We start from the raw sequence: 26349 nt of genomic DNA, 5'->3' as shown, positions 1-26349 counted from the left end.
TTGTTATCCATAATCGGCATCATATTTGGTGGTTGGTTGTTATCCATTATTGGCATTATATTTGGTGGTTGGTTGTTATCCATTATTGGCATTATATTTGGTAGTTGATTGTTATCCAGCATTGGCATTATATTTGGTGGTTGATTGTTATCCAGCATTGGCATTATATTTGGTACTTGAATATTTGGCGGTATGACTTGTGGGATAACTACATTTTCTTTCGATACATTTGGTGATACTATGCTCCCTACATTTTCTTTCTTCACTTGCGGCGATACTATATTCCCTACATTTTCTTTCTTTACTTGCGGCGATACTATGTTTCCTACATTTTCTTTCTTTACTTGCGGCGATACTATATTCCCTACATTTTCTTTCTTCACTTGCGGCGATACTATGTTTCCTACATTTTCTTTCTTCACTTGCGGCGATACTATGTTTCCTACATTTTCTTTCTTTACTTGCGGTGATACTATATTATCCTTTTTCGTTTGCGGAGAAATGACGTTGTTAGGTTTCATTTTCGTAATTTGTGGAGCAATTAACTCGCTTCCTTTTTTAATTACATCTGAAATTTTATATTCTTTTTTCGTTTTTATTGGCGGTTGCGGCGGCTGTGGTAATACATTTATCGAAAACTTCGTATTTTCTTTTTCCGCCGGTTTTTGTTTTTCTATAACAGGTGGTTTTTGAATAACAGACGGTTTTTCAACTGGTTTTTCTTTTTGAATTGGCTGTTCTTTTTGCACTTCTTTTTGTGGTTTCACCTGTACTTCTTTTTGCGGCTTCACTTGCATTTCCTTTTGTGGTTTTATCTGTACTTCTTTTTGCGGTTTTACTTGCACTTCTTTTTGTGTTTGTTGCATAGCGGGCTGCTGGGTAATTGGTGCCGATTGATACGTAACTTCTTCCTCATCTTCTATTCCAAGCGGCGTTGGTGTTGCTGCAAATTCTTTTTGTTGCACTTCTTTTACGTATTGCTTTGGAGGTGCTGATCCTGCTCCAGCTTGCTGTTTCACGTTGACGCCGTTTGATGGTACTTTAATTTTCATACCTGGCATGATTAAATCTGGATTACTAAGCTGTGTATTTGTTTTTTTCAGCGTGTCAAAATCCACTCCGTACTTTTTCGCAATTTTCCAAAGGGTATCCCCTTTTTGCACGATATGAATTTTCAAATTTTCCCCCTCCTGTATAACTTATCTATAAGTAACAAATCTCATGAAGTAACCCTTTCTAAATAACATTAACTTCTTTTCACTTTTATCACTTCTTCTATTTTCAATATAGTTGGAAGTGGAATAGGCATAAAAACCACAATGATTTCTTCAAAACAATGTATGCCCATTTCGCTCTCGTTATGATTATATGTATGAAAAAAAGCAACGGTATTCCCGTTGCTTTAAACACGCTCTAACATACGATTTAATGCGAGAACTGCTTCTTTCGTTACTTGTTTGTCTACGCTAATAACGTTAATCTCTTCTCCGCCTTCTACCGTTTCAAGCACCCATAGTAAGTGAGGGAGGTCAATTCGATTCATCGTTAAGCACGGACACATAAATGGATTAAGTGAAACAATTTCTTTATCTGGATGTTGCTGAATAATTCGGTTCACTAAATTCATTTCTGTACCAATTGCCCATTTACTTCCAACTGGAGCTGATTCAATCATATCAATAATGTATTTTGTTGAACCTGCATAGTCGGAAGCGGCTACAACTTCATAGCAACATTCTGGATGTACAATAATATTCATATCCGGATGATTTTTCCGCACACTTTCAATATTTTTCACTGTAAAGTTTTGATGAACTGAACAATGTCCTTTCCATAAAATCACTTGGATTTCTTCTATGTTTCCATCGTATTCTAATGAATCTGTATGTGGATTCCATACCGCCATTTTATCTAACGGAATACCTAAATCGTACGCTGTATTTCTTCCTAAATGTTGGTCTGGTAAAAAGACAAGACGCTCTTTTTGTGTAAACGCCCAAGAAACCATTTGTTTTGCATTTGAAGAAGTTACTGTCGCTCCACCATTACGACCGCAAAACGCTTTAATTGCAGCTGTAGAATTTACATACGTTAACGGAATCATCGTATCTCCAAATAACTTCGTGAGCTCTTTCCACGCTCTTTCTGTTTGTTCAATATCTGCCATGTCCGCCATTGAACAACCTGCGCGCATATCTGGTAAGATGACAACTTGTTCATCTGTCGTTAACATATCTGCTGTTTCTGCCATAAAGTGCACACCACAAAACACAATGTATTTTGCTTCTTTATTACTCGCTGCAACTTGCGCAAGCTGAAGTGAGTCCCCTGCTGCATCAGAAAATTGTACAACTTCATCCTTTTGATAATGATGCCCTGGAATAAATAACGTTTTCCCCATTTTTTCTTTAATTTCACGAACACGCTTTTCCATATTTTCCGTTGACATTGTGTAATAACGCTCTGGTAACATCGTTTCAATTGGCTGTACTTTTTCTAAAATACTCATATACCTTTCTCCCCCTCTAAGCCACTTTCCTTACGCTTCAATATTGAAACTAATATCAAGTGCTTTCACTGAATGTGTTAACAATCCAAGTGAAATATAATCTACCCCTGTTTTTCCATATTTCGATAAATCTTCAACTGTAATGCCACCTGACGCTTCCGTAACAATGGCGCTTGGCACAATCTTTGAAAACTCTCGAATTTCATCTGGCGTACGGTTATCAAACATAATAATATCCGCACCCGCTGCTACCGCCTCTCTCACTTGCTCCTCCGTTTCTGTTTCCACTTCTACTTTCACCATATGTCCTAATTTTTCTTTCACCGATGTAACAGCTTTTGTAATAGAACCAGCAAACGCAATATGATTGTCTTTAATCATGACACCGTCATATAAACCGAAGCGGTGGTTAAATCCACCTCCGCACACGACTGCATATTTATCAAACATACGTAGCCCAGGCATCGTTTTTCGCGTATCACAAATGCGAGTATGACTACTATCTAACGCAAGAACCGCTTTACGTGTCATCGTCGCTATCCCACTCATACGCTGAATAACGTTTAATATAACGCGCTCTGCTGTTAATAACGAGGCAATCGGGCCTTGCACAGTTGCAATGATTTCGCCTTTTTCTACAAGATCTCCATCTTTTTTATGAAGCTCAACTTCAATTCTCTCATCAATTAATGTAAATCCTACCTCAATTACTAAACGTCCTACAAAGACCCCTGTATCCTTCGCAAGAAACGTTCCTTTCGAAAGCAAGTTATCTGGAAAAATAAGCTGAGATGTTACATCTCTTTCTCCTATATCTTCTAGAAAAAATCGATTTAATGCTTCTTTCACTTTTATCGTGTTCATAAAACCCCTCTTCCCCTCATCACACAAGTTGTAGTTTTCTTTTCACTCGAACAATCTCTTTCTTTACTTTATTTCTATCTGGATAGTCACTTCTGTAATGACCACCTATACTCTCTTCTCTTTGCAGAGCCGATACAACTATAAGCTCACAAACTGTTAACATATTAATAAGTGTTATCTCTTCATTTGTAAGAACATTATGTTGCAATATCATATTTTGAACACCGTACTTACTAAGCCATCTCTTCGCATAAGATAAACTTTGCTCTGTTCGCACAATTCCAACATAGTTCATCATGCATTTTTGTATTTCTTCTTTCGTCGGTAAATGATTCAGAACGATAAACTTTGCTTCCTTTTCGGCTAGCATGTTCACCTTTTCTTTTGTCTCTCTAGATAAAATGTGTCGTCCGATTCTTTTTCCAAACACAAGACCTTCTAATAATGAATTACTCGCTAATCTATTTGCACCATGAACCCCGTTACAAGCTACTTCACCGACTGCGTATAAGTTCAGAATAGACGTCTCTCCATCACAGTTCGTTTTCACGCCGCCCATGTGAAAATGAGTACCGGGCACGATCGGAATAAGTTTTTTATTTATATCGACTCCATTTGTTTTACATATCGATGACACGGTCGGAAAGCGTTGTTCAAAATTTTGAATCATTTCGATGTTTAAGTACACTTTTTCGCCCGCAAGTAGCTGTTCATGAATAGCCCTTGCGACTACATCACGAGGCGCTAGATCCTGTTCGGAATGTATATCCATCATAAAACGCTGCCCTTTTCCATTTATAAGGACAGCTCCTTCTCCGCGAACAGCTTCGGACACGAGACCGGAACAACGCCCACCCGCGTATAACATCGTCGGATGAAATTGTATAAACTCTAAATCTACAAGCTCTCCGCCTGCACGGTACACCATTGCAAGTCCATCGCCTGTAATTGTCTCATCATTAGAAGTAAAGGCGTATAAACCGCCAATACCGCCTGAAGCTAACACCGTATAATCTGCATTGTAACGTTTCAGTTCTCCTTTATTGTTGCGAGTTAAAGCCCCAACACATTTATCTTTTTCTATAATAAAATCGAGCACCATTTCCTGTTCCACTACCGTAACGTATGGAGCTACTTCTTGAATAAGATGCTCTAATAAATTCTTTCCTGTTGCATCGCCACCTGCATGTAAAATACGACGTTTTCGATGCGCCCCTTCTTTTCCAAGATGAGGACCTGTTTCATCTCCATCAAATTTCATTCCTCTTTCAATAAGGTTATTAATTTCTTTCGGTCCTTCCTCGACTAAATAACGGACCACTTCTTCATTGTTATAATGACACCCTGCTACTAACGTATCTTCAAAATGATCATTAGGATTGTCATATGTCGCTACCGCTGCGGCAATTCCACCTTGAGCTAAATGTGTATTATTATTACGCTTCGTCTCCTTTGTGATAATAATCACATTCTTTTCGTGACAAATCTCTTTTGCAACACGAAGTGCCGCAACGCCACTTCCAATAATTAAGACATCTGCACTTGGCATAATTGTTGCCTCCTACTTTACACTTTTCAACTGTCTTGACACCTATATTTACATAGTTTTAAAATAATGACAAGAGTTTTTTTATAATTCTTATTTTCACTACTACCATTTAAAAAGTAAAAGAAATGTAACTCTTACTAGAGAGAGGAACTTACATGATGATATATCTTGACTATGCAGCTACTACACCTATGAGCGAGGAAGCGTTACAAACATATATGAAAGCAGCTTCGCAATACTTCGGAAATGAACAAAGTTTACATGATATTGGAGGAACGGCTTCTTCTTTATTACAAGTTTGCCGAAAAACATTTGCGGAAATGATTGGAGGCAAAGAACAAGGAGTATTTTTCACAAGCGGTGGATCGGAATCGAACTATCTTGCGATTCAATCACTTCTAAATGCCCGAAATAAGAAGCATATTATTACGACACCTATGGAACATGCATCCATTCGAAGTTATTTTCAATCTCTAAAATCAAAAGGCTATACGATCACTGAAATTCCTGTTGATAAAAGCGGACTCATTTGTTTAGTAGATTTAGAGGCAGCTATTACAGAAGATACTGTGCTAGCAAGTATACAGCATGGAAACTCTGAAATTGGGACTGTTCAAAACATAGCAGAAATTGGGGCCCTTTTAAAAAAATATAATATTTTATTTCATACGGATTGTGTGCAAACGTTTGGTAAACTGCCTATCCATGTTTTTGAGATGGGAATTGATAGTCTTTCTGTTTCAGCACACAAAATATACGGTCCAAAAGGTGTCGGCGCTTGCTATATAAATCCACAAGTTCGCTGGGCACAAATATTCCCGGGAACTTCTCACGAAAAAGGATTTCGCCCAGGCACAGTGAACGTTCCTGGCATCGCATCTTTTTTAACAGCTGCTGAAAATATATTGAAAAATCAACAGGTAGAAAGTTTACGTTTTAAAGAGTTACGATCCTACTTTTTAGAGGAATTACAAACACTTCCGCTAGAAATTGAAGTAGAAGGTCATTCTACTTCTTGTTTACCACATATTATTGGGGTTACAATAAAAGGAATAGAAGGTCAATATACAATGCTAGAATGCAACCGCCGCGGTATTGCCATCTCGACCGGAAGTGCTTGCCAAGTTGGTAAACAAGAACCTTCGAAAACAATGCTTGCAATTGGAAGAACGTATGAAGAGGCTAAACAATATGTCCGCTTCTCTTTCGGACAACAAACAACGAAAGAACAAATTGATACTACTATTCATGCACTACACACAATTGGAAATCAATTTTATAGAGGTGTTAAATCATAATGAAACAAAATGAACAAAAAAAGATTTTAGGTGAAGAAAGACGACAACTTATCCTTCAGTGGCTTCTTGCTGCAAATGAACCGTTATCTGGAAACGAACTATCTAAGAAGACAAACGTAAGTAGACAAGTTATTGTGCAAGATATCTCCTTACTAAAAGCAAGAAACGAGCCAATTATTGCAACTGCTCAAGGCTATTTATATTTAAAACCACAGGAGAAGCAACAGGCTTTTGAACGCGTGATTGTATGCCAACATAAACCAGCAGAAGTACGTCAAGAACTTACAATGCTTGTTGATCATGGCGTTACGATTAAAGACGTAAAAGTTGAGCACCCTGTATACGGCGACTTAACAGCATCAATTATGGTAAGTAATCGATTTGATGTAGAGCAATATTTACAAAAAATCGAAAACACAAATGCCTCTTACCTTTCGCAACTAACAGATGGTATTCACTTACATACAATTGAAGCAGATTCTAAAGAAAAATTAGACGCTGCTTGCGAGGCTTTAGATAAAGCAGGATTTCTCGTTTATTAATGTAAAGCACAGAGTTTTTATAATTCTCTGTGCTTTTTTAATGCTATAATATTGTAATCAATCGTAAAGGAGATCGAATATGGGAATTGAACTCGTTCACTTTAGTACTGGTAAACCGAAGCAAATGAAATATGGCGAAGATAAAGAAATGATAACAGGTATATGTAAAGATCCTACAGAAGAGGCCTTTCTCTCAAAAGACGGATTTCGTGGTGATGACGTAGCGGATTTAAAACATCACGGCGGTCCTGATCGCGCTGTTTGTGTGTACCCACACGAGCATTACGCACTATGGGAAGAGGAATTTCAAACTACGCTTCCAGCTTCCACATTTGGCGAAAACATTACCGTAACAAATATGTTAGAGCGTGATGTTTGCATCGGAGATACATATCAACTTGGTGAAGCAATCATTCAAGTGACACAAGCAAGAGTACCTTGTAGCACTATTTCAAAACGCCTCGGTATTCCTGGCATACTGCCGCGCATTGTAGCAACTGGATTTACTGGCTACCTATGCCGCGTTCTTCAAGAAGGTACTGTACGTAAAGATTCTAAAATCACATTGCTAAAACGTCCATCAAACAATGTATCTGTTTTGTTTTCTAACGAAATTTATTTTCATAATAGAAAAGATAAAGATGGCATTGAAAAGATTCTTGCTGTTCCTGAACTAGCCAATATTTGGCGTGGTCAGTTAGAGGATCGTCTTGCTAAGTTAAAGTAAAGAATCCCACCTATAAATGGTGGGATTTTATTTATCTATCAGACGGTATATTATCGACTGAAATTATATCGATTTAACTACAAAATACGACAAATACTCTCCCTTACCCTTTACAACCAATAAGAAGAATAGCTCCCCAGCACAGTAACAGAAAAACCGAGCGCTTCAAGTTCCATCGTTACGCCTGGCAATAATACGTCATCGTATGCTTTATCGACATCGATTAAGAAAAAGTAATTTCCGAGTCCTGTTTTCATCGGGCGCGATTCGATTTTTGATAAATTTAATTTTCTCCATGCAAAAGCTGATAACACTTGATATAGTGCCCCTGCATAATCTGCAGGTAACGTTATCATAAGCGTCGTTTTCTCCCCGCGGTTTTCTCCGTTATTTGAGAGTATTGCTTTCTTTTTCTTATGGAGCACTAGGAAGCGTGTATGATTGTTTTTATGCGTATGAATGTCACGTCTTACAATTGTTAATCCGTATTTTTCTGCGGCTGCTTCATTTGCAATGGCAGCGATTTTTTCTTCAGGATGTTCTTTCACATATTGTGCAGCAGCACTTGTTGATGTCATGTCTCGAACAGTTACCCCTTTTAATTCTTCATTTAAAAACTTATGACATTGTGCGATAGCATGCGGATGTGAATGCACTGCATATACTTCTCCCCACACTTCTGCATACTGCGGATGTACGAGTAAATGTTGCTGAATTGGTACTGTAATTTCTCCTACAATAGAAAGTGGTTGCTCATGCACGAGGTAATCGACCGTTATATTTACTGAACCTTCTATTGCGTTTTCTAACGGCACGACTGCGAAATCTACACTTTCATTTGCGGCTGCATCTATACAATCCGGAATCGTTCGATACGGTACATGCTCTGCTTCCGGAAAAAAACGACTCACCGCCATATTTGTAAATGTTGCTTCTGGTCCTAAATATCCTACTCGAATCATCGTCTTTTCCCCTCTTTTTCGTTTTCTTACTGTTATACCATACTTTTTTATATTCTTCTATGTAAATTTCGAATATTAAAAAAAGACTAGCATTCGCTAGTCTAAATGTTTCTTATATTCTCTTTGAGCGAAGAAGAAATAAACGATGCATGCAGCGATATAATACAGAATAAACAAGCCTACTTTTCTTAATGAGCCGTCCATAAAAATCGTATTATGAAATGTATATAACGCAACTGCACTATGCATACTCCCTACTATAATAGGTGCAAAAAATAACATACATAATTGCCAACGAGAAACCTTCCACACTTCTTCCTTCGTCATTCCAAGTTTAGAAAGTGCACCGTACTGTTTTCGATCCGATGCAATATTATGAAACCATTTAAAATATACGATGCTACATGAAGTAAGGAAGAATAATATACTAATAAATGAGCCTACAAATAGAGTAACATCGCCAAACTCTTTCATATTCACATATAGCTCCATATTACTTCGAAATGCATCATTTGTATCTTTGTTCATATGTTTCCGTAAATCAGCGTTTAATTCCTTCGTATTTTCGATATTCGGTAATGTGTAGCCTCTATATATCAATTTTTCAGATTCAGGAACCTGATTTGCTATACTAGCAAAATCTTCATCATTCATGACGAAAAATAGACCATTAATGTACGAAGGATGATGGTTAAATTGCACCCCTTCTTTCTGACCGTTAAATGCGAATTGATACGTTTGTTTCATTACTTGTAATTGGATTCCTTTTTGATTATATACATTCGGATCATTACGTTCATTATAATAAACAAGCGTAACGGTTCCTTTTTTAGGGTGATACGTTTTCTGTTTTTGTTTTCTCGCCTCTTGATTGTATTCACTTTCCTTTATAAGCGACGCTACCTCTGTTTCTCCTTTATTGGACTGAAATGATGCATACACTCCAACAAAACTCATAGATTGAAAATCATTATACCCATATTGGTGTAATAATTGTTCAACCGTACCCTCCGCAAAGACTTCATGAGAAGAAGTACCTTTTTCTATGTATGAAAATGAGTGCACTCCTCCGCCCCGCCACATATCTTGCATACCGGAAAAATATAAGAACACCGTACCTGTTGCCGTAACTACAAACGTCATTGCCATAGACATCAGAAAGAAAAAGCGTCCATTTTCCTTCATTCGATGTGACAATTGGTTTACTATAAATAAATACGGATATGTATACATAATCTTTTTATTTCGTTTTATCACTTCTAACAATTGGCTAACACCATGTGTAAAAGAAAAATACGTTCCGAAAAAGACAAGTATAGACACAGGGAAAAAGTATAATGCTATCGTTGGCATCGTCGTTTGTAACGCTAACGCATATCCTATACCTAAACAAATAAAGCCAAATATACAAAACCACATTGATGTTTTCTTCTCTTTTTTATCTGCTCGAAATTCTTTCAATAACCGAATGATTTTTATATTCCATATACGTAAAGCACTTATAAAAGATAAGACAATAAAAACGACCATATATGTAACAAACGTTCCCCCAATTGCTCTCACGTCAAATATGACAGGGAGTTCTTTCGGAAGCCCCAGTAACATACTAAACACCATGAAGAAGAGCTTTAAAAAGATCATGCCAAGCCCAATACCGAAAATATTAGCAAATACCCCGATCAATATTTGCTCGGTCATAATCACTCCAATTACGTTAGATTTCGTTGCTCCCATTAACATATATAACCCTAATTCTTTCTTACGTGCCTCTATGAAAATAGAAGTAGAGTACAAAATAAATATAACGAAAAAAGAAATGATTATAACATTACATATAATAAGTCCCCAGCGTACGTTTTGATACCACATCGTCTCCTGCATATACGGATGCACAATAACCGACATATATGCAAAAGACGCAAATATTGCAAAACAACTACTTAAGAAAAATACTTTATAATTACGCCAATTTCCTTTTATATTTTGCAGCGCTAGTTGCCGAATGTTCATCTATCGTCCCCCTGTAACTTACTACATAGGCAAAAAGCTAGAGGTTTCCCTAGCTTTTTACGTGTTTTAAATATCCTCTTTGCGCGATCATAAAGTAAATTGCAGAAGCTACAATGTATGCCCCAATTACAATCGCACCTGATTTCCATAAATCAATATAAAGCATTTTTCCTAACGTATGAAGAGCAAATCCACTATGGATTGCACCGATTACAATTGGGATAAAGAAGATAACGCCCATTTGTCGAATTGCAATTTTACGAATTTCTTTATCTGTCATACCGATTCTCTTTAACGATTTAAATTGAATACGATCTTGTTCTTTATCGTTAAACCATTTAAAGTATGTCATACTACAAGCGAAGAAGAAGAACAGTACAGCTACAAAGAAGCCTATGAACATTGTAATTGCTCCTTGCTCTTTTATCGCTTTATACGCAAGGATGGAATTGTGGAAATTCTGTTGTTGTTCTTGCATAATTTCTTTCTTTAAGTCTAGTACAAGATTTTCTGTTTCTTTCCAATCTTCAATATAATATCCATAATATTTCGTCTTTTCTTCATCTGCTGTGAGCTGTGAATATTTTACAAAATCCTCATCATTCACAATTAAATAACTATCATCATTAAAAACAGACTTTGATACTGGATCATTTAGCTTAATATACTGTTTTTGTCCGTTCAATGTAAATTCAAATGGCTTCGTAAGATCCGGCTTGACAATATCATTCATCATATCAATTACAACCATCGTTGCACTTCCCGGCTTATTTTGCACTTCTGGCACGTTCTGTTTACGCGCTTCTTTATTATATTCCTTTTCAGATATAATCCCTAAAGGCATCTCATGTTCACCGTTAAACATCGTTACCTTTTGAGTTGCAGGAAGTTTTACATACGTTACTTCTCGCGCTTCTTCAAATCCGTGTTTTTTTATTAATTCTTTTGTTTTTCCTTCTTTTATAACATTATGCGTATTGATTCCCTTTTCCTCATACGAAATAGCATGCGGGGTACTAGTTACTGTCTTATAACTCATATCCTCAAAAAATACGTACAGTGTACCGACTGCTGAAGATACAACCGCCGTAATAATAGAAATTACAAATAGAAAGCGAGCATTATCTTTCATTTTATAAATAAGATTGCTAAGTACGAACATGTTTGGATATGTATAAAAAGATTTTTTTCGTTTTTGCAACGCCTTTAATACGACTGTACTACCTTGTGTAAACAGTAAATATGTTCCGCCTATCGTCAGCCCTACAATCGGTAAAAACAGCATGATAAAATTCATAAATGTCACTTGGAAGCTAAGCACATATGCGGCAATAATACATCCTATTCCTGCTACACATAACGATGTAAATGCAAAAGGTTCTACTTTTTGTTTTCTTGCTTCTCTTAATAAATCAATAATTTGCAAGCGTCCTACTGTCCAAACGCTAAACAATGATAGGATTAAAAATAGAATAAAGTATACACCCGCTGTAATAAAAACTGCTTTACTATTCCATACGAGTGGAAGTGTTTTATCTATTTTCAATATTACGCTTAATGCTTGGAAAAATAATTTTGAACAAAGCATACCAAGTCCAATACCTACTACAATTGCAATACTACCTAACATCAGTTGTTCTAATATAATCATTCGGCCAAGTTGATATTTCGTTCCGCCTATTAATGTTAATAGACCAAACTCTTTTTTTCTTGCTCGTAAAAATGTTGAATTTGCATATAAAATAAAGAGCGCTGAGAAGATGACTACAATATAATTCATCGATTCTAACCCTTTTGAAATCATCGTCTTCATACTAATATTACCGCTTACGACATCTGGATGATAAATGAAGGAAGCATACATGAAAAATACGACAATCGATAAACAACTACTAATAAGAAACGCTTTATAATTACGCCAATTTCCTTTTACGTTATTAAGCGCGAGCTGGCGAAAGTTCATGATATTCCCCTCCTAGCATCGCAAGTACGTCCAAAATTTCTTGGAAAAAGGCCTGTTTCGTTCTCCCTTTATGTATTTCTGAGAAAATTTCTCCATCACGTATGAAGAGAATGCGTTCACAATAACTAGCAGCTACTGGATCGTGCGTTACCATTGCAATTGTTACTTTCTTTTGCTCATGTAAATCTTGCAATGCACCCATTAATGATTTCGCTGACTTCGAGTCTAAATTCCCCGTTGGCTCATCTGCTAAAATTAACGTCGGTTCATGAATGATCGCTCTCGCAGCTGCTGCACGTTGTTGTTGTCCGCCTGATACTTCATATACCTTTTTATTTAATATTTCTTCGATGTTTAAAAACTTCGCAATTCCCAGTACTTTCGCATCGATTTCATTTACAGATTTTTTCGCCATTACAAGCGGTAAAATAATATTTTCTTTAATCGATAACGTATCAAGTAAGTTAAAATCTTGGAAGATGAATCCTAAATGTGTACGGCGAAACTCTGCTAATTTTGCAGCACGCATTTGATTAATTTCTTCACCATTTACAAGCACATGACCTGAAGTTTGCTTATCTATTGTTGCTAATAAATTTAAAAGCGTTGTTTTTCCGCTTCCTGAAGGACCCATAATTCCTACAAATTCGCCTTCTTCTATTTTAAAATTTATATCGTTTAAAGCAGTCGTCGCTACTGAACCTTTCGATTGGTACACCTTCGTTAATCCTTTTACTTCAAGAACACTCATTTCTAATCCCCCTATGTGTTTTCTTCTTACATTTACTATAAGAAAAATAAGAAAAAGAAACGAGTGATTTCCCTTACAAAACGTTTTGTTATCTTACAGTTTTGTCATTTTTCTCATCAATGTATGATATTCTTCATCTTTTGCAAATTGGAATGTGAATATCGTTCCTTCTCCTTCAGCCGATTGAACATACATTCCATGGTGTAAATTATCGCAAATTTCCTTCGTAATATATAAACCCATTCCAGTCGCTTCTCTCGTTTTACGGCCGTTTATCCCCGTAAAGAATGGATCAAATATACGTTTTATATCTTGCTCAGGAATACCAATTCCATTGTCCTTAATATGTAATAACACCTTTTGATCTTTCTCTTCAATTTGAAATTGAATTTCTTTTTTCTCTTCCTCTGAAATTTTTGTATACTTAATTGCATTTACAACAATTTGACCTATAGCAATACTTAGCCATTTTGTATCGGATGCAACCATACACGCCTCTTCTTCAAACATCACTTTCGGAAATACAGAAGATTGAATGAAAGATTTTCTATTTTCATTAATAATCCCTCGTACGACATCTATCACATTTACTACTTCTACTTTATAATCTTTCGCAAACTGCTCTAGCCTTGCCATATGTAACGCTAAATCTAAACCATTTAGTATGCGGTTATTTTCTTCACGAATACTTTCAACTGTCGCTCTCGCTTCACGATGCTCTTTACCAAATTTCTGCAATAACAATTCAATAACAGATACTGGTGTCTTCATTTGATGAATCCATTGGTTCATAAATATCATTTGCTGTTGCTCTTTCGCATGCTGTTTATGAACCTCATTCATATATTGCTGTCTTAATAGCGTAAAAGATTCAACGATTATCTCTTGTTCTGTCGTATACGAAGTATCAATAAGTAAAGAATCATGTAATGTATTTCCATCAGCAACATATTTTTCGATTCTCTTTAAAAAAACACTTCTTTTTCGGTAATCGTAAATGAGGTATACAGTAAACACAACTGTCCCTAATAAAAGTCCGTATAACCACGTACTCCAATCAATTGATCTTTTTTCTAAAAGACTTTGCAACTGCAATACGAGTCCAAATAAACAAAGACTTACAACATAAGAAAGAAGTAAAGCAAAGCGGTCTATGAGGTAACTTTTAACCTGCATGCCCTTCACTCCACTCTGTAAGAAGCGCATAACCGTATCCACGTTTCGTTACAATCGCATTTTTAATACCTAGCTCCTCTAGTTTCTTCCTTACGCGCTTTACATTCACAGTCAGTGTATTATCATCAACAAAAGCTACTTCATCCCACAGAGCTTCTAACAATTCTTCACGCGTTACATATTGATTCGCTTGTTTCATTAAACACTCTAATAAGTAAAATTCATTTTTTGTCAGCTCTGTTTGTTGCCCTTGCCACTCAACAACGTGTTGGGACGGGAATAACAAAAGTCCATTCACACCTAAACAGTCACTTTCTGCCGCAGAAGCATACTCACCATACCCACGTCGAAGTGCACTTTTCACCTTAGCCATGACAATATCTAAATGGAATGGCTTTGTAATGTAATCATCTCCGCCATTTTCAATTGCCATTACTTGATCCATTTCCCCTGTTCTTGCAGAAACAAAAATAATCGGCGCATTCGATACAGTGCGGATTTGACGACACCAATAGAAACCATCAAAATATGGTAAATTGATATCCAGTAATACGAGATGTGGATTCACTTTTACGAATTCATCTTTTATATGACGTAAATCAATTGCTCTAAATGATTGATAGCCATACCTTTCTAAATGCTCCTCTAATATTCCCGCAATTTTCTCATCGTCTTCTACAATTAATATTTTATACATGTTCTCTTTCTCCCCATAAATATTCTTCTAAAATTACTTCTTTTTCTATTATAAATTGAAAATTTAATTAGTGGGGATTTTTTCCTATCTTCGTAATTTTTAACTAGCAGCCTGATTCACAGCTAACTTCTTTGCTTCAGCTGAATTTTGAGGCGGGAATCTTACTACTTGCAAATAGCAGAATAAAAAAAAGACCGCCATACTTTGGCAGTCTTAATCGATAAATTCAAATTCATATTCAAGAATTTTTACAATATCTCCGTCTTTTGCACCACGTGCACGAAGCGCTTCATCAATACCCATTCCGCGCATTTGGCGAGCGAAACGACGTATAGATTCATCACGTGAGAAGTCTGTCATTTTGAATGTCTTCTCGATATCATAACCAGAAATAACAAACGTGCCGTCACTTTCACGTGTAATTTCAAATTTAAGACTTTCAGCATCAAATTTATACATTACACTTGCTTCAGACTCTTCGACAACATCGTACATTGGGAATTCTGGTGTTGTTTCTAATAAGTTCGCTACTTCAAATAGTAAATCACGAACACCTTGTTTCGTTACAGCTGAGATTGGGAAGATTTTTACTTCGTCTCCCACTTTCTCTTTAAATGCTTGTAAGTTTTCTTCTGCATCTGGCATATCCATTTTGTTTGCTACAACAACTTGTGGACGCTCTGTTAAACGCATATTATATTCTTTTAATTCATTATTAATTGTGACATAATCTTCATATGGCTCACGGCCTTCTAAACCAGACATATCGATAACATGTACAATTACACGTGTACGTTCGATATGACGTAAGAATTGGTGTCCAAGTCCGACGCCAGCATGTGCGCCTTCAATTAGTCCAGGAAGGTCAGCCATAACGAAGCTGCGGTTATCACCAGTTTCAACAACACCAAGATTAGGAACGATTGTTGTAAAGTGATACTCTGCAATTTTCGGACGCGCTGATGATACAACAGATAATAATGTAGATTTACCTACACTTGGGAATCCAACAAGTCCAACGTCTGCTAGCACTTTAAGTTCTAGAATGACATCACGTTCTTGACCTGGTTCTCCGTTCTCAGCGATTTCAGGTGCTGGATTCGTAGCTGTTGCGAAACGTGAGTTACCACGGCCACCACGGCCACCTCTTGCGATTACAGCTGTTTGTTCATGCGTTACTAAATCGGCAAGAATTTGACCTGTTTTTTCATCTTTTACTATTGTTCCTGGTGGAACCTTTACGATTAAATCTTCAGATTTACGTCCGTGCTGACCTTTACTCATTCCGTGCTGACCACGATCAGCTTTGAAATGACGTTGGTAGCGGAAGTCCATTAATGTACGTAAGCCTTCCTCAACAACGAAAACAACATCTGCGCCTTTACCACCGTCGCCACCTGCTGGGCCACCTTTTGGAACATACTTCTCACGACGATACGCAACCATTCCGTTACCACCGTCGCCGCCTTTTACATATATCTTGACCTGATCTACAAACATTATTTCACCACACTTTTTTCGATTGGTTGTAATATAACTGAGACTTCTTCGTCTCGTACTGTATAAGAAATGGAATACCATTTATTGTTTTGGTTCGCAAGCCAATTCTGTAGTTCTTCTACACTCGTTAGCTTACCACGAAAATCAAAAAAGAAACGAGCATTCTCCGCGTCACATTCAATTGTGATACAAACATAATTTTCAACATATACGTCTAAACTATGCTGAAGCATTGAGAAGAATTGATTCGCCCATGTACATACAGTCTCATCTAAGTGAGATAAGTTATGTAATTCTCCTAATACTTCGTACTCCAATAAGCACGGCTGCTGTTTCCAATTATATGTTAAAATCCACTCTGAAAATAAAGGCATTGATAACCCCATCAGATTGGATTCTTGTCTCGCTTCTTGGACAAAACGATCGATGAGCCGATGAATCTCTTCCACTTTTCCAAGGGAAAGGTTTCCTTTAACCATCTGCATACGATTGAGCCAATCATGTCTTGAATGACGCAACGCATCTATAATTGTCCATTTTTCATTCATTTAGATACCCCTTAATATAGAAAAACTCTAACCTGCACTCAGGTTAGAGTTTTCCGTGAGTTCTTATGCTTCTTGAGCAACAGGATATACGCTCACTTGTTTGCGGTCACGGCCAAGACGCTCGAAGCGTACTACGCCGTCAACTTTCGCGTATAAAGTGTCATCGCCACCACGACCAACGTTAACACCTGGATAAATTTTTGTACCGCGTTGACGGTAAAGAATTGAACCACCTGAAACCGTTTGACCATCTGCGCGTTTAGCACCAAGACGTTTTGACTGAGAGTCACGACCGTTCTTTGTACTACCTACACCTTTCTTAGATGCGAAAAACTGAAGATCTAATCTTAACATACGTTACACCTCCTGCACTTTTTCTATTAAACGGATATACTTTCCGTAATCAAGTTCGATCGTCTTTAGCGAAACAACTAATCCTTCTAAAAGCGTTTGAGCTTTTTCTGCTGCATGAACGTCTAAATCATTAGGCAATTCATACGTTAAGAATCCACCATCGCTTCCGAGTTCAATAGTTGCCTGCACATTACAAAGCTCTTCCACTGCATTTATAGAACCAAACACAACCGCTGTAGTTCCAGCACAGACAAGGTCTTGTCCATGTGGCGCATAATCGGCATGTCCAGTCATTTTAAATGATTGGATACTTCCTAATTTCGTGCGACTTATCGTAATTTTAATCATGTTAACCTGAATTAAGCGTTGATAGCTTCAACAACTAGCTTAGTGTAAGGTTGACGATGACCTTGTTTCTTACGATTGTTCTTTTTCGCTTTGTATTTGAAAACGATGATTTTCTTAGCGCGACCTTGTTTTTCAACTTTAGCAGTCACTGTTGCGCCTTCTACAACTGGGCTACCAACTTTAACGTTTTCGCCACCAACGAAAAGAACTTTGTCAAAAGTAACAGTTTCACCAGCTTCAACATCTAATTTTTCAATGTAGATTGCTTGACCAGCTTCAACTTTAATTTGTTTTCCACCTGTTTCGATAATTGCGTACATACTTGCACCTCCTCTTAATTACTAAGACTCGCCAAAAACGAGGTAGACATAAATGCCTTTAGGGAACCTGTCTTGTGCGGTTGTAGCATATAGCCGTTTAGGTGCTATAAACTATAACATAAAGATGTTATCATGAATCATAGACGGTTGTCAATAAATGTTCTGCTAACTATTTTTTCCGTTCTACAATTTCTTTTTTACTTCCAAATCTTATAATAGTGTACTTTTCGATAGTATCATCTTTGAAATAAATTTCAAATGGAATATTTTTTTGTAATTCTTTTTGTAAAAATTGTTTTTGCAGATCTTGAGGTGCAGCAATTAATACTGCTTCATCCTCTATATTGCCATATGTAATGAGTTCTCGCTCTAACTCATAAGCAATCGTTTCATACGACATTACATACCCCGTCGCCTTACACGGTACACACTCTTCTAGCAATACGTCACGTAAAGAATGTTTTTTACGTTTACGTGTCATCTCCAAAATCCCTAACTCAGTAAACCCAAGTACTCTTGTATAAGTGCGATCATTTTGCATAGCAGCTATGAGACGTTCTCTTACCTTTTCTTTATCTTCTCGTTTTTTCATATTAATAAAGTCGATTAATATCATTCCACCAATATCACGAAGTCTTAATTGGCGAGCGATTTCGTCAGCGGCCATTTCATTTGTACGAAGTACTGTATCTTGTAAATTTTGTTTTCCGGTAAACTTCCCCGTATTCACATCTATTACAGTCATCGTCTCCATTTGTTCCACAATCAAATAAGCACCGTTTTGGAGCCACACAATTTTTTGAAGTGCTTTTTCAATTTCTCGCTCTATTCCGAAATGATTAAACATCGAAGATTTTTCATTATAAAAAGATACTTTTTCTTTTCCGACCTTGTCTTCTAATTCTTTTACTACACTTCTTGTATCTACAACTATTTTTTCGATCGTTTCAATTGGATTCTCTTGAAATACACGATCTAAAAAAGTCGCTGGTCGATGAAGTAATAGCGGTGCTTTTCCTTGACCCTCTTTTCTTTTTAACTCTTCATATAACTGCTGTAACCTTTGCATTTCAGTTTGTATTTCTTCAATTTCTCCTTTTTCAGAAGCGGAGCGGAAAATATACCCTCCTGTCCCTTCTACTTCGATTTCGAGTAACTGCTGTCTTCTTTTATTATTTTTTATTTTCCGAGAAACAGCGCGCATTTCATCATATGGCATATAAACGACATATTTCCCGGTAAATTCTATATTCGCTGTTAATTTCGGTCCTTTCGTATCAATTGCCTCTTTCACAACTTGTACGAGTACTGCTTGTCCTTCATGTATACGATAAGAAGACGGTACATCATCATATGAAAGGTACGCATGTTTTTCTAAACCGATGTTTACAAATGCTGCATTCATACCAGCAATTGTTCTTACGATACGTCCAACGTAAATATGCCCAACAATCTCTTGTTCTTCATTACGTTTCCATAAAAATTCAACAATTTTGTTCTTCTCTTCAATTGCAACGCGCTTTTCCGATCCAGCATAGTTCATGTATAAGGTTTTCAAATTTCTTTCCTCACTTTATAATCTTCTTTGTTTTTACAATAATAAAAGGTTAGTGCTATCGTCAACACTAACCGATTAATTCTTCAACAGATGAAGTTGTTCGTTTTTCAGTAAAATACGCATAGAGTAATTCATTTTCATCCAATGTGTAATGCTCTTTATATTCTCCATGGACGATAATAGAATGCTTATATCCTCTACGAAATTTGGTGAAAATCGTATATAAACGATCTTCTGATTGCACCTCTATAGGTGCAATCTTTTCAATCCCTCTTTTATTTCCGTAATAACGCTCTAATAAAAAGCGCATAAACGCATAACGTCTTTGCTTCCATTCTTGATATAACGATATTGCTAAAAATATGAGTAGTACCCACATCATAATATTGTTACTATTCCAAAGTAACTGCCATCCTAATATGACACTAAAAAAAACACATGACAATTGCATCATTTTTTCATGTGCTTGTAAATAAGGAAAACGATATGATAATACATTAAACAACACTTTCCCGCCATCAAGTGGCCAAATAGGGAGTAAATTAAAGGCTAAAATAATTATATTATTCCACATAAAAAAATAATATAATTCCGCATTCAGCCAGCCAATCTCAAACAATATATACCCTACTAGCATCATCCAAATATGTTGAATAGGTCCTGCAATTACGACAACAAGTTCCTCTTTCAATGATTTATTTCCATGTTCCTCAAGCTCAGCCACACCACCAAACGGTAACAGTTGAATTTTTTTAATACGCCAATTATAATGCGCTGCTGCAAAAGCGTGACCGAGTTCATGAATGAGTACGATACAAAACAACAATAGTAACTCTTTAAAACGCGCCGTAAAAATACCAATAACTATAATAACCCAAAACAACGGATGCACTGAAATTTTCGTTAAAACTTCCTTATATTTAATCAAATGAAATCACCTGAATCGGATCAACAAATTTTTCATTCTTTTTTATTGCGAAATAAAATTTCCCATTTTTATTATTTGCATCATTACTCACCGTTCCAATTTTTTGTTTCTTTGAAACGTAATCATATAACTTTACTGACATATCATTTAAATTTGCATACCACGACTCCGTGCCATCTGCATGTTGAATTTGAACTGTATTTCCAAGTTCCTCTTTCTTACCCGCAAAAACAACTAATCCTTCATTTACTGACTCAACTGTTGCATTTGTAGCCGTTTGGACAAATACACCTTGGCCATTTTTTTGAAATCCTTGCATTACCTTTCCTGAAGCAGGAATTGCATAGTCTTTTTGCTGAATAGTCCCTTCCTTTTTCTCGTTAGGCGAATAGAAGACGAGAGGTTTTCCAAACTGTTTTTCATACCATTTCGCTACAGTAGCAAACTGAAACTCCTCTTTCATCACTTTTTCTGTAACAGCTTTAGCACCATCGAAAGAAGAGGGCGCATTCTTATACAAAATAGCAATTGAAAGAACTAAGATTGCTGATAATAAAACTTTGAAAAAAAAGACTTCCTTTCGAAACAAAGGATGAATTTCCTTTTCTCCCTCTTCAATAAATACCCCTTCACTATCAAAATTCCCCCCGGCAAAATACTGCTCTTCCTCCATTCTTTCTTGCTCTGCCTTCCTTTTCGCAATCCGCTTTTTAATTTCTTCTACACTTCTATTCTTCATACTGTCTCCCTTCTTTCGCTAACCTTATTTAAATAGAAACAGTTGTATACAGTTTGTACATATGTATGAGCTAGGAAAGAAAGATATTCGTATGAAGAAAAAAAGAAAGCACTTCGCATATGTGCGAAGTGCTCTTAACGGATGCCAAAGAAGTTTTTCATCTTTGTAAATACCGATACCTTTTCTTGTTCAAATGCTTGTAATGGTACATTCTCACCCAACAAGCGTCTTGCAATATTACGATAAGCTAACGCTGCTTTTCCACTAGGTTGCAACGCTACAGGTTCACCTGTATTTGTAGCACGAATAACTTCATCATCGTCTTCAACAACACCAAGAAGCTCGATTGATAATGTACGTACGATTTCATCAACATCTAACATATCCTGTTCATGAAGCATATGACTACGCACACGGTTAATAACAAGTTTCGGTGGTTCAATATCCTCTTTTTCTAAAAGCCCAATAATACGATCTGCATCACGCATTGAGGATACTTCTGGCGTCGTAACAACGATTGCTTTATCCGCACCAGCTACCGCATTTTTAAATCCTTGCTCAATCCCCGCAGGACAATCAATTAATATGTAATCATAATCTTGACGTAATACTTGTATTAATTCATCCATTTGTTCAGGTGTTACCGCTGATTTATCACTCGTTTGTGCTGCAGGTAATAAATAAAGATCATCAAAACGTTTATCTTTAATAAGAGCCTGAGGTAAACGACAACGCCCTTCAACGACATCAACAAGATCAAATACAATACGATTTTCCAGCCCCATTACTACGTCTAAATTTCGAAGACCAATATCTGTGTCAATTAAGCACACTTTCTTTCCAGATAAGGCTAGGGCTGTACCAATGTTCGCAGACGTTGTAGTTTTACCTACTCCGCCCTTTCCAGATGTAATTACTATTGCCTCTCCCACAGCTATACAATTCCCCTTTCTAACTTTGTTAAATTAGGTCTAAGATGAGTGAGAAGTTGCAGGCGATCGACAACAATGTGATTGTCCTCATTAATATACGCACATTCTGCCGTCTCCGCTCCGTCTTCTTTCTCTTCCGGAGCCCGCATTGCCACATCACTAATTCGAAGTTGCATCGGGTTCATAACAGATGCAGCGATTACAGCCTCTGAATCCCCATAATACCCAGCATGTGCAATCCCTCTTAATGATCCTACGACAAAAATATTCCCCCCAGCGATAACCGTTCCGCCTGGATTAACATCTCCAATTAACAATAAATTTCCTTTTACATGTAAAACCTGTCCAGAGCGAACAATTTTGGAAATAGGGACAATCTCTGTTTCTTCTTTCCATGCTATTGCTTCCGATTTAGTTATAACATCACTTTCAATTGAATCCACAACAAGATTCTTTTTATTACGAATTAACGTACGAAGCTCTTCTTGGTGGACTTCTGTTAAATAACGATTTCCCACTTTCACATGCACTTCAATTAAAGAACGCCCATCGCCATCATAGTAATGTGTAGATAGTTTTTCGTCCAATTCTTTCAGTAATTCAGAGAATGAACAGCAGTCATCTAAATGAAGCGTTATCCCGTCTTTTGTCCCTTTTATCGTTACATTTTGTTGCTTTTTTTCTTCCACTAAAGTTCACCCCACCGATTCAATTCGACATAAAATTAGAAAATCCTTTTTTCTTTTTCTTCCATCGCTCTTGAAAGACGCACTAAATATCGTCTCAGTGGGAAACAAACTATCAATATGAAAATTCCATTCAGCAATAAAGTAGAAAGGAGACGATCCGTGAAAAAGACATACGCCGACATATGAGTACGTCCTAACAAAGTTAAAAATCCATACACATAATATTCTAATGCTGCAATGCTAGCTAATACGATAGACACAACAATGAATAAATTCAATTGTAGTACCTTCATCACACTATAAACTAAATAAGCTAAAATCGGATAAGCAAATATATATATACCGACAAGTTCTGTGTATACGGTATCAAATAAGAAACCAAATAATAGCCCGTAATAAATCCCTTGGACCGGACCATAGTACACAGTAACAAAACATAACACAATGATAAAGAAATGCGGCGCTGCTATACTGTCTTTCCAAAAAACTTCTGTTGGAACAATAGTAGCAAACATATTTTCAAATAGAAAAACAAAAAGGAGCAAAAGAGGAAGAGCTGCTCTTTTTAAAATCTTCATCATCTCTTCTCCTCCTCCTATTCTAATGGCGCTGATTTCATATCACGTTTAGCTACTATAATATGCTCTACGTCATTTAAATCAGCGGCAGGTTTTACATAAGCTGTTTTTGTTAAGCCGTATGCATCTGGTTGAACATCAACGATTTCCCCAATCTCAAGACCTTTCGGGAAAATCTCCCCACCAAGTCCAGACGTTACAACCATTTGACCTTTAGCTACTGGTGCATCAGAACCAATCTTTGTGAAAAGTAACAATTTTTTTTCTTTGTCATAACCTTCGATTAATCCGAAGATATTTTCATTTCCATGTACAACAGCAGAAACACGATTTGTTCGACTCATAGAACTTAACAACTCTACTGATGATGTAAACTGAGATACACTTTTCACGCGTCCAACTAAACCTTTTGAAGTCATAACAGCCATATCCTTTTTAATCCCTTGTTGTGCTCCTTTATCAATTCCAATTAAATCGTACCATTTATCTGGATTGCGAGAAACAACAGTAGCTGGAATTTCAGAAAAATCGCTCGGCAACTCTTTTTTTTCAGTTAGCTGTCTTAATTTATTGTTGTCGTCCTCTAATTGCTTCATTTTAACTGATAAACTCGCATAGTTATCTATTTTTGCTTTTAATTCTTTATTCTCTTCATACGTGCGCTTTACATCCTCTACATTTTCAAAGAATCCAGCTACATATTTCGCTGGCTTTTGGAATACACGTTCTACAACACCGACAGTGTCTTTAACAAACTGCTCTGGCCATGTTAAACTGTTCCGTTCTTTCAATGAGATTCCAATCAATGCCACGAGAAGAATAATACTAACTAACAAAACAATTAATCTTTTGTTTAAGAAAAACTGTGGCACGTTCACACCCTCTTAATTCCATTGATTTTTATTTTGCAATATTATCGAGCAGCCGTTTTGAAAAGATCGATATTATCTAATGCTTTTCCTGTTCCAATTGCTACGCAATCTAATGGATCTTCTGCAACAAGAACTGGCATATTTGTTTCTTCACTAATCACTTTATCTAAGTTACGTAGTAATGCACCACCGCCTGTTAATACAATACCGCGGTCCATAATATCTGCCGCTAATTCAGGTGGAGTTTTTTCCAACGTATTTTTAACTGATTCTACAATTGCATCTACTGTATCCTTTAATGCATCCGCAATTTCTTCTGGTTGAATTAGTACTGTTTTTGGTAAACCACTTACTAAATCACGACCACGAATTTCCATAGGCTCGATACCTTCTGGCTCGCCTGCAGAACCGATTTCTAATTTTAATGCCTCTGCTGTTCTTTCACCAATCATTAAGTTATAGCTTTTCTTAATGTACTGAATGATTGAATCATCCATATCATCACCAGCAACACGAACTGATTGACTTGTTACGATACCACCTAATGAGATGATTGCAACTTCTGTTGTACCACCACCGATATCAACAACCATACTACCAGTTGGTTCCCAAACAGGTAAGTTCGCACCAATTGCTGCTGCAAATGGTTCTTCGATTGGATATGCATCACGAGCACCCGCTTGACGAGTCGCATCAATTACTGCACGTCTTTCAACAGCTGTAATACCAGACGGTACACATACCATTACATACGGTTTACGTGAGAAGAAGCCGTTTGATTTTTGAGCTTGTTGAATGTAATATTTCATCATTGTTGCTGTTGTTTCGTAATCAGCAATTACACCATCTTTCATCGGACGAAGTGCTACTACGTTTCCTGGTGTACGACCAATCATTTGTTTTGCATCGCTACCTACAGCAACGATTTGTTTCGTATCAGTTTGTAATGCTACTACTGAAGGTTCACGTAAAACTACACCTTTTCCTTTTACATATACAAGCGTGTTCGCAGTTCCTAAATCTATTCCAAGATCGCGAGTAAAGCCACCAAATCCAAACATATTTTTTATCTTCCTTTCTTGTTTTCACGGACTCATTTTTTTCTTATTTTATATTATAAAAACAGTACGTTTTTTATATCTATATCCTTTTTGCAGATAATTTTCTACAAAAAACTCATAAATCACATTATAAAACAAAATAAGTAAAAAGCATAGTCTTAAATATGACCTTTTTCCTTTAAACTCACGAATTTATGGTCACCTATTATAATATGATCAAGCACTTCAATTCCGATAATCTGGCCGCATTCTACTAAACGTTTTGTTACTTCAATATCTTCTCGGCTCGGCGTAGGATCTCCTGAGGGATGGTTATGAAGACATATGATAGAGGCTGCTGCACGGCGGAACGCTTCTTTAAAGACTTCTCTTGGGTGTACAATTGACGTGTTTAGACTTCCAATGAATATCGTTTGCCTATGTATAACTTGATTTTTTGTATTTAAATATAAACAAACAAAATGCTCTTGTTGTAAAAAGCGCAGTTCTTCCATCATGTATTTCGCACAATCTTCTGGGCTTCGAATGCTATATCGATTTTGATACTCTAAACGTACCATTCTTCTACCTAGTTCAAAAGCAGCCATAAGCTGAGATGCCTTTGCAATCCCAACACCATGAATACTAATTAATTCTTCTAACGTTGCATCTTTCAACATACGTAAACCATCAAAGTGATGTAAAATTTTATCTGACAACTTTAAAACTGTCTCTTCTTTAGAACCTGTTCTGAGTAACACTGCAAGAAGCTCCCGATTTGATAAACTCCCTGTTCCTTCTAATAATAAACGCTCCCGTGGCTGTTCTTCTCTGACAACATCACGAATACCGTTCATCTCTCCACCCCTTTTACCTGTTCTCTCAAAGAAAACCC

Annotated in this window: 26 protein-coding genes, 1 pseudogene and 1 other annotated feature; of the genes and pseudogenes, 3 read left to right on the top strand and 24 right to left on the bottom strand. The window is 36.7% G+C overall.

Annotated elements, in window-relative coordinates:
* Positions 1 to 1015: 1015 nt before the first annotated feature.
* The 4 genes and pseudogenes from safA to nadB all read right to left on the bottom strand — a co-directional run.
* Positions 1016 to 1178 (bottom strand): annotated as a pseudogene (gene safA / locus JDS95_RS32115) (SafA/ExsA family spore coat assembly protein); the annotation flags it as partial.
* A 224-nt stretch (positions 1179 to 1402) separates the two neighbouring features.
* The gene (gene nadA / locus JDS95_RS10955) at positions 1403 to 2509 is read right to left on the bottom strand and encodes a quinolinate synthase NadA (RefSeq protein ID WP_144467179.1); all 1107 of its coding nucleotides are present in this window, start codon (positions 2507 to 2509) and stop codon (positions 1403 to 1405) included.
* Positions 2510 to 2539: 30 nt separating this feature from the next.
* Complete coding sequence (gene nadC / locus JDS95_RS10950) at positions 2540 to 3373, bottom strand: carboxylating nicotinate-nucleotide diphosphorylase (RefSeq protein ID WP_001092240.1); 834 nt, start codon at positions 3371 to 3373, stop codon at positions 2540 to 2542.
* A 19-nt stretch (positions 3374 to 3392) separates the two neighbouring features.
* Positions 3393 to 4922: an L-aspartate oxidase gene (gene nadB, locus JDS95_RS10945; RefSeq protein ID WP_001138538.1), complete on the bottom strand. Its 1530-nt coding sequence runs from the start codon at positions 4920 to 4922 to the stop codon at positions 3393 to 3395.
* Between the two features lie 155 nt (positions 4923 to 5077).
* Here nadB and JDS95_RS10940 point away from each other — a divergent pair, with 155 nt between their 5' ends.
* The 3 genes from JDS95_RS10940 to JDS95_RS10930 all read left to right on the top strand — a co-directional run bounded on the left by JDS95_RS10940 (position 5078) and on the right by JDS95_RS10930 (position 7489).
* Positions 5078 to 6220: an IscS subfamily cysteine desulfurase gene (locus JDS95_RS10940; protein WP_000973779.1), complete on the top strand. Its 1143-nt coding sequence runs from the start codon at positions 5078 to 5080 to the stop codon at positions 6218 to 6220.
* Entirely contained in the window at positions 6220 to 6762 is a 543-nt protein-coding gene (locus JDS95_RS10935; RefSeq protein WP_000812272.1) for a transcription repressor NadR, read from the top strand. Before JDS95_RS10940 ends, JDS95_RS10935 begins: the two co-directional genes overlap by 1 nt.
* Positions 6763 to 6841: 79 nt before the next feature.
* Complete coding sequence (locus JDS95_RS10930; RefSeq protein WP_000510705.1) at positions 6842 to 7489, top strand: MOSC domain-containing protein; 648 nt, start codon at positions 6842 to 6844, stop codon at positions 7487 to 7489.
* Between the two features lie 110 nt (positions 7490 to 7599).
* Here the strand turns inward: JDS95_RS10930 and pheA are convergent, their stop codons facing one another.
* From pheA to radC, 20 genes are all read right to left on the bottom strand, one after another.
* Positions 7600 to 8451 carry a prephenate dehydratase gene (pheA, locus tag JDS95_RS10925; protein WP_000621711.1) on the bottom strand — a complete coding sequence of 284 codons (852 nt, stop codon included), beginning with the start codon at positions 8449 to 8451 and terminating at the stop codon, positions 7600 to 7602.
* 96 nt (positions 8452 to 8547) lie between these two features.
* Positions 8548 to 10461 (bottom strand): ABC transporter permease, encoded by a 1914-nt coding sequence (locus JDS95_RS10920; RefSeq protein WP_001026336.1) that lies wholly within the window; start codon positions 10459 to 10461, stop codon positions 8548 to 8550.
* Positions 10462 to 10510: 49 nt separating this feature from the next.
* Positions 10511 to 12424 carry an ABC transporter permease gene (locus JDS95_RS10915; protein WP_001011387.1) on the bottom strand — a complete coding sequence of 638 codons (1914 nt, stop codon included), beginning with the start codon at positions 12422 to 12424 and terminating at the stop codon, positions 10511 to 10513.
* Complete coding sequence (locus JDS95_RS10910; RefSeq protein ID WP_199690465.1) at positions 12399 to 13175, bottom strand: ABC transporter ATP-binding protein; 777 nt, start codon at positions 13173 to 13175, stop codon at positions 12399 to 12401. Before JDS95_RS10910 ends, JDS95_RS10915 begins: the two co-directional genes overlap by 26 nt.
* Positions 13176 to 13268: 93 nt before the next feature.
* Entirely contained in the window at positions 13269 to 14351 is a 1083-nt protein-coding gene (locus JDS95_RS10905; RefSeq protein ID WP_199690463.1) for a HAMP domain-containing histidine kinase, read from the bottom strand.
* On the bottom strand, positions 14341 to 15048 hold the full coding sequence (locus JDS95_RS10900) for a response regulator transcription factor (RefSeq protein WP_000276708.1): 708 nt from the start codon (positions 15046 to 15048) through the stop codon (positions 14341 to 14343). Before JDS95_RS10900 ends, JDS95_RS10905 begins: the two co-directional genes overlap by 11 nt.
* Positions 15049 to 15261: 213 nt before the next feature.
* Entirely contained in the window at positions 15262 to 16548 is a 1287-nt protein-coding gene (gene obgE / locus JDS95_RS10895; RefSeq protein ID WP_000497121.1) for a GTPase ObgE, read from the bottom strand.
* Positions 16548 to 17096, bottom strand: coding sequence for a sporulation initiation phosphotransferase B (locus JDS95_RS10890; protein ID WP_001003572.1), 549 nt, complete (start codon positions 17094 to 17096; stop codon positions 16548 to 16550). The genes obgE and JDS95_RS10890 overlap by 1 nt, the downstream gene beginning before the upstream one ends.
* 63 nt (positions 17097 to 17159) lie before the next feature.
* Complete coding sequence (gene rpmA, locus JDS95_RS10885; RefSeq protein ID WP_000944957.1) at positions 17160 to 17450, bottom strand: 50S ribosomal protein L27; 291 nt, start codon at positions 17448 to 17450, stop codon at positions 17160 to 17162.
* Positions 17451 to 17453: 3 nt separating this feature from the next.
* Positions 17454 to 17798, bottom strand: a complete 345-nt coding sequence (locus tag JDS95_RS10880; RefSeq protein WP_001973720.1) for a ribosomal-processing cysteine protease Prp — start codon at positions 17796 to 17798, stop codon at positions 17454 to 17456.
* Positions 17799 to 17809: 11 nt separating this feature from the next.
* The gene (rplU, locus tag JDS95_RS10875) at positions 17810 to 18118 is read right to left on the bottom strand and encodes a 50S ribosomal protein L21 (RefSeq protein WP_000270907.1); all 309 of its coding nucleotides are present in this window, start codon (positions 18116 to 18118) and stop codon (positions 17810 to 17812) included.
* A 14-nt stretch (positions 18119 to 18132) separates the two neighbouring features.
* Positions 18133 to 18210: a sequence feature (ribosomal protein L21 leader region), on the bottom strand.
* 77 nt (positions 18211 to 18287) lie between these two features.
* Entirely contained in the window at positions 18288 to 19676 is a 1389-nt protein-coding gene (locus JDS95_RS10870) for an Rne/Rng family ribonuclease (protein WP_000855443.1), read from the bottom strand.
* A gap of 67 nt (positions 19677 to 19743) precedes the next feature.
* The gene (gene spoIVFB, locus JDS95_RS10865) at positions 19744 to 20604 is read right to left on the bottom strand and encodes a stage IV sporulation intramembrane metalloprotease SpoIVFB (RefSeq protein ID WP_000598976.1); all 861 of its coding nucleotides are present in this window, start codon (positions 20602 to 20604) and stop codon (positions 19744 to 19746) included.
* Positions 20597 to 21343: a stage IV sporulation protein SpoIVFA gene (spoIVFA, locus tag JDS95_RS10860; RefSeq protein WP_000797540.1), complete on the bottom strand. Its 747-nt coding sequence runs from the start codon at positions 21341 to 21343 to the stop codon at positions 20597 to 20599. The genes spoIVFB and spoIVFA overlap by 8 nt, the downstream gene beginning before the upstream one ends.
* A gap of 134 nt (positions 21344 to 21477) precedes the next feature.
* Positions 21478 to 22275: a septum site-determining protein MinD gene (minD, locus tag JDS95_RS10855; RefSeq protein ID WP_000503310.1), complete on the bottom strand. Its 798-nt coding sequence runs from the start codon at positions 22273 to 22275 to the stop codon at positions 21478 to 21480.
* Between the two features lie 2 nt (positions 22276 to 22277).
* Positions 22278 to 22964, bottom strand: coding sequence for a septum site-determining protein MinC (gene minC / locus JDS95_RS10850; RefSeq protein WP_000391516.1), 687 nt, complete (start codon positions 22962 to 22964; stop codon positions 22278 to 22280).
* Positions 22965 to 22999: 35 nt separating this feature from the next.
* A complete protein-coding gene (gene mreD / locus JDS95_RS10845) occupies positions 23000 to 23545 on the bottom strand; it encodes a rod shape-determining protein MreD (RefSeq protein ID WP_000975759.1) in 546 nt (181 codons plus the stop codon).
* A gap of 14 nt (positions 23546 to 23559) precedes the next feature.
* A complete protein-coding gene (gene mreC, locus JDS95_RS10840) occupies positions 23560 to 24414 on the bottom strand; it encodes a rod shape-determining protein MreC (protein ID WP_001135474.1) in 855 nt (284 codons plus the stop codon).
* Positions 24415 to 24455: 41 nt separating this feature from the next.
* A complete protein-coding gene (gene mreB, locus JDS95_RS10835; protein WP_000466737.1) occupies positions 24456 to 25475 on the bottom strand; it encodes a cell shape-determining protein MreB in 1020 nt (339 codons plus the stop codon).
* 158 nt (positions 25476 to 25633) lie between these two features.
* Positions 25634 to 26311: a DNA repair protein RadC gene (gene radC, locus JDS95_RS10830; protein ID WP_001013401.1), complete on the bottom strand. Its 678-nt coding sequence runs from the start codon at positions 26309 to 26311 to the stop codon at positions 25634 to 25636.
* Positions 26312 to 26349: the final 38 nt, after the last annotated feature.

Origin of the sequence: Bacillus cereus group sp. N24 (genome assembly GCF_016483345.1) — a bacterium.
Classification (GTDB): Bacteria; Bacillota; Bacilli; order Bacillales; family Bacillaceae_G; genus Bacillus_A; species Bacillus_A toyonensis.
This window is presented reverse-complemented; position numbering and strand designations above follow the sequence as displayed.